This window comes from Erwinia piriflorinigrans CFBP 5888, from assembly GCF_001050515.1.
Taxonomy (GTDB): Bacteria; Pseudomonadota; Gammaproteobacteria; order Enterobacterales; family Enterobacteriaceae; genus Erwinia; species Erwinia piriflorinigrans.
On sequence record NZ_CAHS01000015.1, the window covers coordinates 292,375 to 304,896 of the forward strand.

The window sequence follows — 12,522 nt, forward strand, 5'->3', positions numbered from 1 at the left end:
GCCTTCCCAGGCGTCAATATATACTTGCAAACAATAAGTTAAAGATGAATCACAATAACTATTTGTTATGTATGTGAATTTTTACTCTAAGGGTGTCATAAATCACGTTACAACACCTGTACAAAATCAGACACGCCTATTTACGTGGGCGACAATGGTACACCAATTTCAATACCAATGCTTCTGCTCGTTTTATAGGTCAATCTTCAGGGACCAACGGTACTGAACAAGCTGATTTGGTTATAAGTCAGAACCGTCCTTTTGGCTCTCTTGTACAGAACGAAACTCATGTTAGGGTTCCTGAAGGCAAAGGTTTAATGGCATACGGGCGTGTAGATGTAACAGGAAGGGCTGATTATGCGTCATGTAATGTTAAGAACTGATATTCTGGTTGGCTTGTTGTGCTTAGTGGCTTCATTTTTCATTGTTATGTTGCCATTAGGCGGGTGGGTAGATTACCTTTCCCAAATCAGTAATGACTTCTTAAACAAGACCTGACGTGGATTTGCAGACGGTGAGGCTGACCCGTCATTCCTTTGGGTGGTTGGTATCTTTATGCTGATCGTGTCATTCATAATGATGACAATCATCTCAAAGATACGCCATAGCTATCAGTCCAACAAAACGTAGAAATGGAGCCAAAAGGCTCCCTTTTCTTTAATAAACGTCCACCTCTTTAGGTTGGGCGGTCCTACTTGCATCTGTTGTACAAAATCAGGCTTACTGGATTTATCTATGACGTTTCCCAAGGCGAACTTTTTTTGTCATCAACGAAATGGCTGAATATCGCCCACGCCTTCACGCACCACTTCCGGGGCATCTTCCGTTAAATCGATCACCGTGGTTGGCTGCTGCCCGAGATAACCGCCGTGAATAATCAAGTCCACCAGCTTGCCAATCTCATCCTGAATCGCTTCCGGGTCAGATTCAGTAAAGTCGTTGCCCGGCAACATCAGCGACGTTGACATCATCGGCTCGTTCAGCGCTTCCAGCAGAGCCAGGGCGATCGGATTAGAAGGGACACGCAGGCCAATCGTTTTGCGTTTTTCGCTCATCAGGCGGCGCGGCACTTCTTTCGTTGCTTTGAGAATAAAGGTGTAATTACCCGGCGTATTGTTTTTAATCAGACGAAACGCGGTGTTGTCGACGTAAGCGTAGGTAGACAGCTCGGAGAGATCGCGACACATCAGGGTAAAGTTGTGGTTACCATCAAGTTGACGAATGCGGCAAATACGCTCCATGGCGTTTTTATCTTCCAACTTACAGCCCAGGGCATAACCCGAATCTGTCGGATAGACGATCACACTGCCCTTATTCAACATTTCCACCGCCTGCTTAATCAGACGCGGCTGGGGGTTATCGGGATGGATATAAAAAAACTGACTCATTACTCACCTCTTATCTGAGATTCCTGGCTATAAGCCGATCCTGTAATATCAGGGAACCGCTGCCAGACGGCCTCTACGCCGCCGGGAAGCCATAATTTTTTGCCCAGTTCAATCCACGGGCATGCCTGATGGAAGTCAGATCCCTGCGAGGCTGCCAGCTGATAATCCTGGGCATAACGTGCCAGCTGCTGACGCTCGTTGGGTGCCTGCTGACACTGGGCAACTTCCATCGCCTCTCCACCCTGCTCGCTGAAATGCGCCAACAGGCGTTTCAACCATTTGGCAGAAAGGCCGTAACGCCCCGGATGAGCCACCACCGCCCGACCACCGGATTGATGAATGGCATCAATGGCTTGCTCAATTGTACACCACTGTGGCGGGGCGTAGCCGGTTTTGCCGCGAGCGAGATAATTTTTGAATACCTGCTGCATGTTGTCGGCTTTACCTGCGGCAATAAGGAAACGGGCAAAATGCCCGCGCGTCACGGCCCCTCCTTCTGCCAGCGCCAGCGCCCCGGCCAGTGCGCCGGGAATATGCGCTTTCTCTAACCGTTCGGCGATAAGCTTTGCCCGTGCCAGCCGCCGTTCGCCCTGCCCGGCCAGGAAAGCCATCATCACCGGGTGAGCAATATCAATGCCCAGCCCAACGATATGAATTTCATGGTTTTCCCACAGGGTGGATATCTCCACCCCGCTTATCAATTGCAGCGGCAGCTGATGGTGCGCAATGGCTTCCCGTGCCGGGATGATGCCATCTGTCGTATCATGGTCAGTAATGGCCAGCACACCCACCCGATGCTCAACCGCGCGCAATACCAGCTGCTCCGGCGTCAGTAATCCATCGGAGGCACGCGTGTGGCTATGGAGATCGTAGATAGGAAAAGCACTGACTGGGGTAGTAACAGCTGTCAAAACAACTCCGGGCATACAGAAACGTAGTGCATTATGATAGCGTGAATCCCGCTAAGTAAAAAAGAGTATTGACTTTTTTACTGCGAACTAGTTAACTAGTACGAAAGTTCACAAACAGGGTATCTGTCTTATGGCAAACTTATTCACTTCAATCACTGGCTGGTGGCGCACTTCTCCCTGACGGGCGAAGTTGTCATGCACGGTTATAACGATGTGCAGATACTCAGGCCCGCATAACGCGGGCTTTTTTTTGAGCAAAATACAGAGAACATCATTTATGCAAAATGCCAAACCAACAGTGAAGTTGATTACCGCCAGCGCGCCTTACCGCGAAGATCCGGCTGCGGTTTTCCATCAGCTCTGCGCGGCGCGTTCCGAGACGCTGCTGCTGGAGTCTGCCGATGTCGACAGTAAATGCAATCTGAAAAGCCTGCTGATTGTTGACAGCGCCCTGCGCATTAGCGCACTGGATAATCGCGTGCAGATCGAGGCATTGTCGGCCAATGGGCGTGCACTGTTGCCGCTGCTGGATGCCGCATTGCCTTCATCGGTGACCAACCGTGTGCATCCCGATCGCCGTGAGTTGGTGTTTCCGCACAATGATCGGATCCAGGATGAAGATGCTAACCTGCGCGCCCTGTCAGTTTTTGATGCGCTGCGCCTTATCCCTGCTCTGGTTCAGTCGCCGCAGGAAGAGCGCGAAGCCATGCTGCTTGGCGGGCTGTTTGCTTACGACCTGGTGGCCGGTTTTGAAAAGTTGCCTGAACTCAACAACCAGCAACGCTGCCCGGATTATTGCTTCTATCTGGCGGAAACGCTGCTGGTTATCGACCATCAGACGCAGACTGCCCGCCTACAGGCCAGCCTGTTTACCCCGGAAGCGTCTGAGTTTATGCGTCTGCAAAGCCGTATAAAACAGCTTCATGATCAGATGACACAGCCCGCCAGCGCCTTACCAGTGCAGAAGGTGGACAGCATGCAGCTTAGCGTCAGCCAGAGCGATGAGGAGTACTGCGCCGTGGTGCGCCAGATGCAGGAGGCGATCCGCATTGGTGAAATTTTCCAGGTCGTGCCCTCACGCCGCTTTTCTTTGCCGTGCCCTTCACCGCTGGCCGCTTACGACACGCTGAAAAACAGTAACCCCAGTCCGTATATGTTTTTTATGCAGGATCGTGACTTCAGCCTGTTTGGTGCCTCGCCGGAAAGTTCGCTGAAATACGAAGCTGTCAGCAACCAAATCGAAATCTACCCGATTGCCGGAACGCGTCCGCGTGGCCGGCACGCGGATGGCTCACTCGACCGCGATCTTGACAGCCGCATAGAGCTGGAAATGCGCACAGACCATAAAGAGATGGCCGAACATCTGATGCTGGTGGATCTGGCGCGTAACGATCTGGCACGCATTTGTCAGCCCGGCACGCGTTATGTTGCCGATCTGACCAAAGTCGATCGCTACACGTTCGTGATGCACCTGGTCTCACGGGTTGTCGGACAGCTGCGCAACGATATTGATGTGCTGCACGCCTATCGCGCCTGCATGAACATGGGCACGCTGAGCGGCGCACCGAAAGTACGCGCCATGCAGCTGATTGCTAAAGCTGAAGGCACACGGCGCGGCAGCTATGGCGGCGCGGTCGGATACTTCACCGCCAGCGGCGATCTCGACACCTGTATCGTTATCCGCTCGGCTTACGTGGAAGATGGCGTGGCAACGGTTCAGGCCGGAGCCGGTGTAGTACTGGACTCCAATCCGCAGGCGGAAGCGGACGAAAGCCGCAATAAAGCGCGTGCGGTTCTGCGCGCCATCGCCACCGCTCATCACTGCCAGGAGATTTTCTGATGGCCGATATTCTGCTGCTCGATAACTTTGACTCATTCACCTACAACCTCGTTGACCAGCTACGCACCTTCGGCCATCAGGTGACGATTTACCGTAATAACGTCCCGGCAGATACCCTGATTGCTCGCCTGCAACAGATGGAAAATCCGGTACTGATGCTGTCACCCGGCCCCGGAGCCCCATCGGATGCGGGCTGTATGCCAGAACTGCTCCAGCAGCTGCGCGGTCGTTTGCCGATCGTTGGTATCTGCCTGGGACATCAGGCGATCGTTGAGGCTTACGGTGGTCACGTCGGTCAGGCCGGGGAGATCCTGCACGGCAAGGCCTCCGCCATCCTTCATGACGATCTGGGCATGTTTGCCGGCCTGAGCAACCCGCTGCCGGTGGCACGCTATCACTCGCTGGTCGGCAGCAATATTCCCGCCGAACTGACCGTCAATGCCACCTTTAACGATATGGTGATGGCGGTGCGCGATGATGCTAACCGCGTATGCGGCTTCCAGTTCCACCCGGAATCCATTCTGACCAGCCAGGGGGCACGACTGCTGGAACAAACCCTCGCCTGGGCGCTGGCGTAATCAAGGAGCCATTGATGAATACCATACTGGAAAAGTTATACCAGTCAGAGATCCTGACGCAGGCGGAAAGCCAGCAGCTGTTCACCGCCATTATTACCGGACAGCTGGCACCCACCCAGCTGGCTGCCGCGCTGATAGCGATGAAAGTGCGCGGAGAAACGCCGCAGGAGATTGCCGGGGCGGCGACCGCCCTGCTGGCGGATGCAAAACCCTTCCCGCGTCCGGATTATCCTTTTGCCGATATCGTTGGCACCGGCGGTGATGGCAGTAACAGCATCAATATCTCTACCACCAGCGCCTTTGTCGCGGCGGCCTGCGGCTTGAAAGTGGCGAAGCACGGGAACCGCAGCGTCTCCAGCCAGTCCGGCTCGTCAGATTTACTCGCGGCCTTTGGTATCAGCCTCGATTTACCGGCTGAACAGGCGCGTCGGGCGCTGGATGATTTGAACGTCTGTTTTCTGTTTGCCCCGCAGTATCACAGCGGTTTCCGCCATGCGATGCCGGTGCGTAAGGAGCTGAAAACCCGCACTATCTTCAATGTGCTCGGCCCGCTGATTAACCCGGCTCGTCCACCGCTGGCGGTGATCGGCGTTTACAGCCCCGAGCTGGTTCTGCCGATTGCCGAGACGCTGAAGATGCTGGGCTACCAGCGTGCGGCGGTGGTACACGGCGGCGGCATGGATGAAGTGGCGCTGCACAGTGCCACACAGGTGGCAGAACTGCGCGACGGCGAGATAACCCGTTATCAGCTGACACCAGATGACTTTGGTTTGAGCAGTCACCCGCAGGATGCGCTGGCCGGGGGTTCGCCGGAAGAAAACCGTGACATTCTGACGCGTTTACTCCAGGGTAAAGGCCAGCTGGCTCACGAAGAAGCCGTGGCGGCAAACGTCGCCCTGCTGCTGAAAATGTTTGGCCATGAGGATCTACGGCGCAATGCTCAACAGGCGCTTGAAACCATTCGCAGCGGCAAAGCCTGGCAGCATGTGGTCGCACTGGCAGAAAGAGGATAATCATGCAGGAAACCGTACTTGACCAAATCGTACGCGATAAAGCCGTCTGGCTGGCGACACGCCAGCAGCAGCAGCCGCTGGCTTCATTTCAGAATGAGATAGTGCCGGCAACGCGCAGTTTCTACGACGCCCTGAAAGGCGCGCGTACTGCCTTTATTCTGGAGTGCAAAAAAGCCTCCCCGTCTAAAGGCGTGATCCGTGAGGACTTTGACCCGGCGGTGATTGCTGGCGTTTACCGGCATTACGCCTCCGCTATTTCAGTATTGACCGACGAGAAGTACTTTCAGGGAAGCTTTGACTTTCTCCCCATCGTCAGTGCAGCAGTCAGTCAGCCGGTATTGTGCAAAGACTTTATTATCGACCCGTATCAGATCTATCTGGCGCGCTATTATCAGGCTGACGCCATTCTGCTGATGCTCTCGGTAGTAAACGATGAGCAGTATCGCCAGCTGGCGGCCGTGGCACACAGCCTGAATATGGGCGTACTGACGGAAGCCATCAGCGATGAAGAGCTGGAGCGCGCCACCGCGCTGGGCGCTAAAGTGGTCGGCATTAATAATCGCGATCTGCGCGATCTGTCGATCGACCTGGACCGCACCCGCCGCCTGGCCCCGAAAGTGGCACATGGCGTCACGGTAATCAGTGAATCCGGTATTAACAGCTATGCCCAGGTGCGTGAGCTAAGTCATTTCGCCAACGGCTTCCTGATCGGTTCGGCGCTGATGTCTGAAGACAATCTCGCCGCCGCCGTCAGGCGGGTGATGCTCGGTGAGAACAAGGTATGCGGACTCACCCGCCCACAGGATGCGCGCAAAGCGCTGGAGTGCGGAGCTATTTACGGTGGGCTGATCTTTGCCGTCGGCTCGCCGCGTCAGATTAATGCAGCGCAAGCACAGGAAGTTATCGCCGCCGCCGCACTGAAGTATGTTGGCGTATTCCGCAACGACAGCATGAGTGACGTTGTCACTGTCGCGCAGCAACTCAACCTGCATGCGGTACAGCTGCATGGCGATGAAGATCGTGAATATATTAGTCAGCTGCGGGCCGACCTGCCTGAAAAGGTGCAGATCTGGAAAGCCTTTAGCATCAGCACCAGCCTGCCCGCACGCGACTGGCCGCACGTCGATCGCTATGTATTCGACCAGGGAAATGGCGGCAGCGGTAAAGCGTTTGACTGGTCGCTGTTAAAGGGTGAAAAGCTGGATAACGTCCTGCTGGCTGGTGGCCTGGGTGCGGACAACTGCGTTCTGGCCGCACAGCAGGGCTGCGCCGGTCTCGATTTTAATTCCGGTTTGGAGAGCGCCCCCGGAATAAAAGATGCGGCAAAAATGGCTTCTGTGTTTCAGACGCTGAAAGCCTACTGATCAAGAGAGATAACATGACACGTTTAAATCCTTATTTTGGTGAGTTTGGCGGCATGTATGTGCCGCAGATCCTGATGCCTGCTTTGTTACAGCTGGAAGAGGCGTTTATCAGCGCACAAAGCGATCCGGCATTCCAGGCCGAATTTACCGACCTGTTGAAAAATTATGCCGGGCGTCCCACCGCGCTGACGCGATGTAAGAATCTGACCGAAGGCAGCAAAACGCGCCTTTATCTCAAGCGTGAAGATCTGCTGCACGGCGGCGCACACAAGACTAACCAGGTCCTTGGCCAGGCGCTGCTGGCAAAGCGCATGGGCAAAAAAGAAATTATTGCCGAGACGGGAGCCGGTCAGCATGGCGTTGCCTCGGCACTCGCCTGCGCGCTGCTCGGCCTGAAATGCCGGATCTATATGGGCGCAAAGGATATTGAACGCCAGTCTCCTAATGTGTTCCGTATGCGCCTGATGGGTGCGGAAGTGATCCCGGTGCACAGCGGTTCCGCCACGCTGAAAGATGCCTGCAATGAAGCGCTGCGTGACTGGTCGGGCAGCTATGAAACCGCACACTATATGCTGGGTACGGCGGCAGGCCCGCATCCGTTCCCAACCATCGTGCGCGAATTCCAGCGCATGATCGGTGAAGAGACCAAAGCCCAGATCCTGCAACAGGAAGGCCGCCTGCCGGATGCCGTGATAGCCTGCGTCGGCGGTGGATCCAACGCCATCGGCATGTTTGCCGACTTTATCGATGAGCCGGGCGTAGAACTGATTGGCGTGGAGCCAGGCGGTCACGGTATTGACAGCGGCGAACACGGCGCTCCGCTCAAGCACGGCCGCGTCGGCATTTATTTCGGTATGAAATCGCCGATGATGCAGACCACAGACGGGCAAATTGAAGAATCTTATTCGATTTCTGCCGGTCTCGACTTCCCTTCCGTCGGCCCGCAGCATGCGCATCTCAACAGTATCGGACGTGCAAACTATGTGTCGATTACCGATGAAGAGGCGCTGGACGCCTTTAAAGCGCTGTGCCGCAGTGAAGGGATTATTCCGGCGCTGGAATCCTCACATGCGCTGGCCCATGCGCTGAAGATGATACGCGAGGAGCCGGAGAAAGAGCAGCTGTTGGTGGTCAATCTTTCCGGACGGGGTGACAAAGATATTTTCACCGTGCACGACATCCTTACCGCTAAGGGAGAAATCTGATGGAGCGCTACGATCTCTGTTTCAAACGCCTGGCCACAAAAAAGGAGGGCGCGTTTGTGCCCTTCGTCACCCTTGGCGACCCGACGCCCGAACTCTCTTTGCAGATTATTGATGCGCTGGTCGCAGGCGGTGCCGATGCCCTCGAGCTGGGTATTCCCTTCTCCGACCCGCTGGCAGACGGCCCCACCATTCAAAATGCTAACCTGCGCGCCTTCGCTGCCGGGGTGACGCCAGAGCAATGTTTCGACATGTTGGCGGTTATTCGTCACAAATACCCAGAGATGCCGATTGGCCTGCTGATGTATGCTAACCTGGTGTTCTCCAACGGCATCGATAACTTCTATGCCCGTTGCCAGCAGGTTGGCGTCGATTCGGTGCTGGTGGCCGATGTGCCAGTTGAAGAGTCTGCTCCTTTCCGCCAGGCGGCCATGCGCCATAACATCGCGCCGATTTTCATCTGCCCACCCAACGCCAGTGACGATTTGCTGCGTGAAATTGCCTCTCACGGCCGGGGTTACACCTACCTGCTGTCGCGTGCCGGGGTGACGGGTTCAGAAACCCGCGCCAGCCTACCGCTCAAACATCTGGTGGATAAATTGCGCGAGTATCATGCTGCTCCGGCACTGCAAGGCTTTGGTATTTCAGAAGCCTCACAGGTCAGGCAGGCGATTGAGGCCGGGGCGGCAGGCGCAATTTCAGGTTCAGCCGTGGTCAAAATCATTGAGAAAAATCTGGACGAGCCTGCGCTGATGCTGTCAGAACTGACTGCCTTTGCCACGAGCCTTAAAGCCGGAACGCGAAGCTGATCCCTGCGATGCCTTATCTTGACCATAAGGCATTATTTTCTTTCTGTTTGTTGTGTCTGGAATTTGCATTTATTGCATTCATCGACAAAACTTACTGCACACCGCCATTTGTCGGTAACACGCAATGTTATTAATAACAGGGAGTCAGCAATGAAATTGATTAAAGTCTTGTCAGGTGCCGTGATTGCAGCCGTCGTCGCATTATCAGTCAGTGCCTGTGCACCGACCGCGACCAAAGAAGGAACGGGTGGTTATATTGACGATACGGTGGTGACCACCAAAGTCAAAACGGCGTTAGTGGGCGATAAATCACTGAAGTCGACTGAAATTAATGTCGAAACGTTTAAAGGTCGCGTGCAGCTTAGCGGCTTTGTTAGCTCACCTCAGTCGGCAAATCGCGCGGTGGAAGTCACCCGTGGCGTAGCCGGGGTGAAATCTGTGGTTAACAACATGCAGATTAAGTAATCAGCAATAACCTTCAAAAAGGCGCGTTGAACGCGCCTTTTTTGCATCATATCAAAAGCGGTAGCCGGCACCGATAAAGAACACCCACGGATTGATTCGGGTATCAATGCTCTGCCGGTTTTCTCCCGCGTTAAATCTCACCTTAGTGTTGATGTCCATATACCACAGCGAGGCGTTCAGCATCCATTCAGGCGTCAGTTGATAGTCCAACCCCACCTGTCCGGCGATCCCCCAGCTGTTTTTGACACTCAGATCGCTCAACCCGGCATCACGCCCGGTCTGGTTAAAGTCTGTGTCATAGAACATGGTGTAGTTGACCCCAACCCCCGCATAAGGCTGCCATTTGCTGACATCGTCCATAAAGTACCACTGTGCCATCAGCGTCGGCGGCAACTGACGCACCGTCGCCAGCGTGCCGGTTGGGCCGAGTCCCACTTTGTGGCGAAACGGTGTGGCTCCCAGTAATTCAATACCAATATGGTCGGTTGCCATCCAAGTAAAGGTCAGACCAAGCTGGGTATTGTTATCAACGCTGAATTCGCCCAGGCCCAGCACATCATCAGACCCGCCGGTTGGACGCACGGTTGCCGAACCGGCACGCATAAAGAAATCTCCGGCCTGATGGGCCGACGCGACGACCGGAAGCATGGCGATGACCGCCAGTGCTAATGCTCTTAACTTCATCACCACTCCTCTGCTTTAAATATTATCGTATTGCTCTGACATGACCTGCATGGAGGCCGTAAGCCAAATTAGACGACACATATTTACCCGGATTTATGCCAAAAATCATGCGAATTGATAGCCATAAAGTCGATATAAAACATAGCGTTGATTTAGATCAATTTCGACAATGCCGTAGAAAACAAAAACCTGTCTGAAGGCGCATATATTGGCGTTCTTTTCGCCAGTTGATCATTGGCAATATACGATGACATTGCGCGCCGTTCTGGCACCCGTCGGCGCAAATCCCTCTTTAAACGAAAGTTATGTCAATCAGAGTGCCAGTACCCCTTCGGAGCATGTACAATCGCCGGGTCTTTAAACCGGCTTTTTCAAGGAGAGTACATGTCTATCACGGCGGGTTCGCTATACCGTGACACGGGGAATTTTTTCCGTCATCAGCTGGTCACCATTGTTCTGATGGCGTTGCTGACTTCATTTATCACCATGCTTATCGGCAAGGCACTGACGCCGGGCATCGACGAGATGCAGATCCTCGGTGATGGGGCGGCGGGTTCCGCCAGCAGCCTGATGGAGATGGTGCGCAGCATGTCGCCAGAGCAGCAGCAGGTACTGCTGCACGCTTCGGCCGCTGGTACTTTTGCCTCTCTGGTGGGGAATGTGCTGCTGCTGGGCGGTATGCTAAGCCTGATCCCGATGGTTTCGTCCGGGCAGCGGGTCAGTGCACTCCGCGCTATTGGCGCATCCGCCCCTTATCTGGCGCGCCTGCTGCTGCTGACCTTCCTGATGACGCTGATTATCCAGCTCGGCTTTATGGTTCTGGTGGTTCCGGGCGTACTGCTGGCGGTCACTCTGGCATTGTCCCCGATGATTATAACCACAGAGAAGGTCGGCGTATTCGCGGCAATGCGTACCAGCGTTCGCCTCGGTTGGAGCCAGATGAAACTGGTCGCCCCGGCGGTCATTTTGTGGATAGTGGCAAAACTGATACTGCTGCTGCTGGCCTCTGCGCTGCTGGTGCTGCCACCGGACGTTGCATCGGTGGTGCTTAACGCGCTGAGCAACCTGCTCTCAGCCATAATAATTATCTATTTGTCTCGTCTGTATATGCTGTTACGTTAATGAATCGTGAATGCCTCGACAGAGGCATTTCATGGGATAATGATATTTCGCATTCGCCTGTTACCTGGAAGCCGCTATGAAGCAGTTACTCGACTTTCTCCCCCTCGTGGTGTTTTTTATTTTCTACAAGCTTTACGACATCTTCGTCGCTTCCGGCGCGCTGATCGTTGCTTCGGCTATCGCCCTCGCCGTCAGCTGGCTGCTTTATCGCAAAGTAGAAAAGATGGCGCTATTCACCTTTGCCCTGGTTGCCATCTTCGGCACCCTGACGATAGCCCTGCACAATCCTGATTTTATTAAATGGAAAGTGACCATTATTTACGGTCTTTTCACTATCGCCCTGCTTTTCAGCCAATGGTTTATGCAACAGCCGCTGATCCAGAAGATGTTGGGTAAAGAGATCAATCTGCCGGCATCGGCCTGGCGACGCCTGAATTTGGCCTGGGCTTTCTTTTTCCTTGCCTGCGGCTTAGCCAACATTTACGTGGCGTTCTGGCTTTCCCAGGATACATGGATGAACTTCAAAGTCTTTGGCCTAAGCGGCCTGACGCTGCTGTTTACCCTGTTGAGCGGTATCTATATTTATCGCCTGATGCCACAAGACGAAAAATAATCGACAACCACCCGGCAAGCCGCTCGCCGGGTGAATAATAAGACAACACCTGCAAATCATTTAAAGAGCATATCATGAGCGAATCACAGAGAACCCCGCAGGGCGAAATGGTGCTGCGCACGCTAGCCATGCCGGCCGATACCAATGCTAACGGTGATATTTTTGGCGGCTGGCTGATGTCACAAATGGACATGGGCGGTGCGATTTTGGCTAAGGAAATTGCCGGAGGACGTGTGGTTACCGTGCGGGCTGACGGCATGACCTTTCTGAAGCCGGTGGCGGTAGGTGATGTGGTGACCTGCCACGCACGCTGTATTCGCACGGGCACAAGTTCTATCACGATTAATATTGAAGTGTGGATCAAAAAAGTGTCATCGGAACCGATTGGTCAACGCTACTGCACCACCGAAGCGGTATTTATCTACGTTGCGGTCGATAAAGAAGGGAAACCCCGCCCGTTGCCGCAGGGGAAAAGCCATCAGGCCCCGGATACAGCAAAATAACTCCCCCTCTTACCGCTGCGGGCGCTGACA

General features: G+C 54.2%; 13 protein-coding genes and 1 other annotated feature. Of the genes, 10 read left to right on the top strand and 3 right to left on the bottom strand.

What is annotated here, in order from left to right:
* Positions 1-767: 767 nt before the first annotated feature.
* The gene (locus EPIR_RS09555; protein ID WP_023655172.1) at positions 768-1,388 is read right to left on the bottom strand and encodes an L-threonylcarbamoyladenylate synthase; all 621 of its coding nucleotides are present in this window, start codon (positions 1,386-1,388) and stop codon (positions 768-770) included.
* Positions 1,388-2,299 (bottom strand): RNase RNM, encoded by a 912-nt coding sequence (rnm, locus tag EPIR_RS09560; protein WP_048697273.1) that lies wholly within the window; start codon positions 2,297-2,299, stop codon positions 1,388-1,390. The genes EPIR_RS09555 and rnm overlap by 1 nt, the downstream gene beginning before the upstream one ends.
* Positions 2,300-2,453: 154 nt before the next feature.
* Positions 2,454-2,551: a sequence feature (Trp leader region), on the top strand.
* A gap of 25 nt (positions 2,552-2,576) precedes the next feature.
* Between rnm and EPIR_RS09565 the strand changes: the two genes are divergently transcribed.
* From EPIR_RS09565 to EPIR_RS09595, 7 genes are all read left to right on the top strand, one after another.
* The gene (locus EPIR_RS09565; protein ID WP_048697275.1) at positions 2,577-4,139 is read left to right on the top strand and encodes an anthranilate synthase component 1; all 1,563 of its coding nucleotides are present in this window, start codon (positions 2,577-2,579) and stop codon (positions 4,137-4,139) included.
* Entirely contained in the window at positions 4,139-4,717 is a 579-nt protein-coding gene (locus tag EPIR_RS09570) for a glutamine amidotransferase-related protein (RefSeq protein ID WP_023655175.1), read from the top strand. Before EPIR_RS09565 ends, EPIR_RS09570 begins: the two co-directional genes overlap by 1 nt.
* A gap of 14 nt (positions 4,718-4,731) precedes the next feature.
* A complete protein-coding gene (trpD, locus tag EPIR_RS09575) occupies positions 4,732-5,730 on the top strand; it encodes an anthranilate phosphoribosyltransferase (protein WP_023655176.1) in 999 nt (332 codons plus the stop codon).
* Positions 5,731-5,732: 2 nt separating this feature from the next.
* Positions 5,733-7,094: a bifunctional indole-3-glycerol-phosphate synthase TrpC/phosphoribosylanthranilate isomerase TrpF gene (gene trpCF, locus EPIR_RS09580; RefSeq protein WP_023655177.1), complete on the top strand. Its 1,362-nt coding sequence runs from the start codon at positions 5,733-5,735 to the stop codon at positions 7,092-7,094.
* 14 nt (positions 7,095-7,108) lie between these two features.
* Positions 7,109-8,299: a tryptophan synthase subunit beta gene (trpB, locus tag EPIR_RS09585; protein ID WP_023655178.1), complete on the top strand. Its 1,191-nt coding sequence runs from the start codon at positions 7,109-7,111 to the stop codon at positions 8,297-8,299.
* The gene (gene trpA / locus EPIR_RS09590; RefSeq protein ID WP_023655179.1) at positions 8,299-9,105 is read left to right on the top strand and encodes a tryptophan synthase subunit alpha; all 807 of its coding nucleotides are present in this window, start codon (positions 8,299-8,301) and stop codon (positions 9,103-9,105) included. Before trpB ends, trpA begins: the two co-directional genes overlap by 1 nt.
* Positions 9,106-9,255: 150 nt before the next feature.
* A complete protein-coding gene (locus EPIR_RS09595) occupies positions 9,256-9,570 on the top strand; it encodes a BON domain-containing protein (RefSeq protein WP_023655181.1) in 315 nt (104 codons plus the stop codon).
* Positions 9,571-9,621: 51 nt separating this feature from the next.
* Here the strand turns inward: EPIR_RS09595 and ompW are convergent, their stop codons facing one another.
* Positions 9,622-10,254, bottom strand: a complete 633-nt coding sequence (gene ompW / locus EPIR_RS09600; RefSeq protein WP_023655182.1) for an outer membrane protein OmpW — start codon at positions 10,252-10,254, stop codon at positions 9,622-9,624.
* 384 nt (positions 10,255-10,638) lie between these two features.
* Between ompW and EPIR_RS09605 the strand changes: the two genes are divergently transcribed.
* The 3 genes from EPIR_RS09605 to yciA all read left to right on the top strand — a co-directional run bounded on the left by EPIR_RS09605 (position 10,639) and on the right by yciA (position 12,492).
* Positions 10,639-11,376 carry a YciC family protein gene (locus EPIR_RS09605; protein WP_023655183.1) on the top strand — a complete coding sequence of 246 codons (738 nt, stop codon included), beginning with the start codon at positions 10,639-10,641 and terminating at the stop codon, positions 11,374-11,376.
* A 76-nt stretch (positions 11,377-11,452) separates the two neighbouring features.
* Positions 11,453-11,989, top strand: coding sequence for a septation protein A (locus tag EPIR_RS09610; protein ID WP_023655184.1), 537 nt, complete (start codon positions 11,453-11,455; stop codon positions 11,987-11,989).
* Between the two features lie 74 nt (positions 11,990-12,063).
* Positions 12,064-12,492 (top strand): acyl-CoA thioester hydrolase YciA, encoded by a 429-nt coding sequence (gene yciA, locus EPIR_RS09615; protein WP_023655185.1) that lies wholly within the window; start codon positions 12,064-12,066, stop codon positions 12,490-12,492.
* The last annotated feature ends 30 nt before the right edge of the window (positions 12,493-12,522 follow it).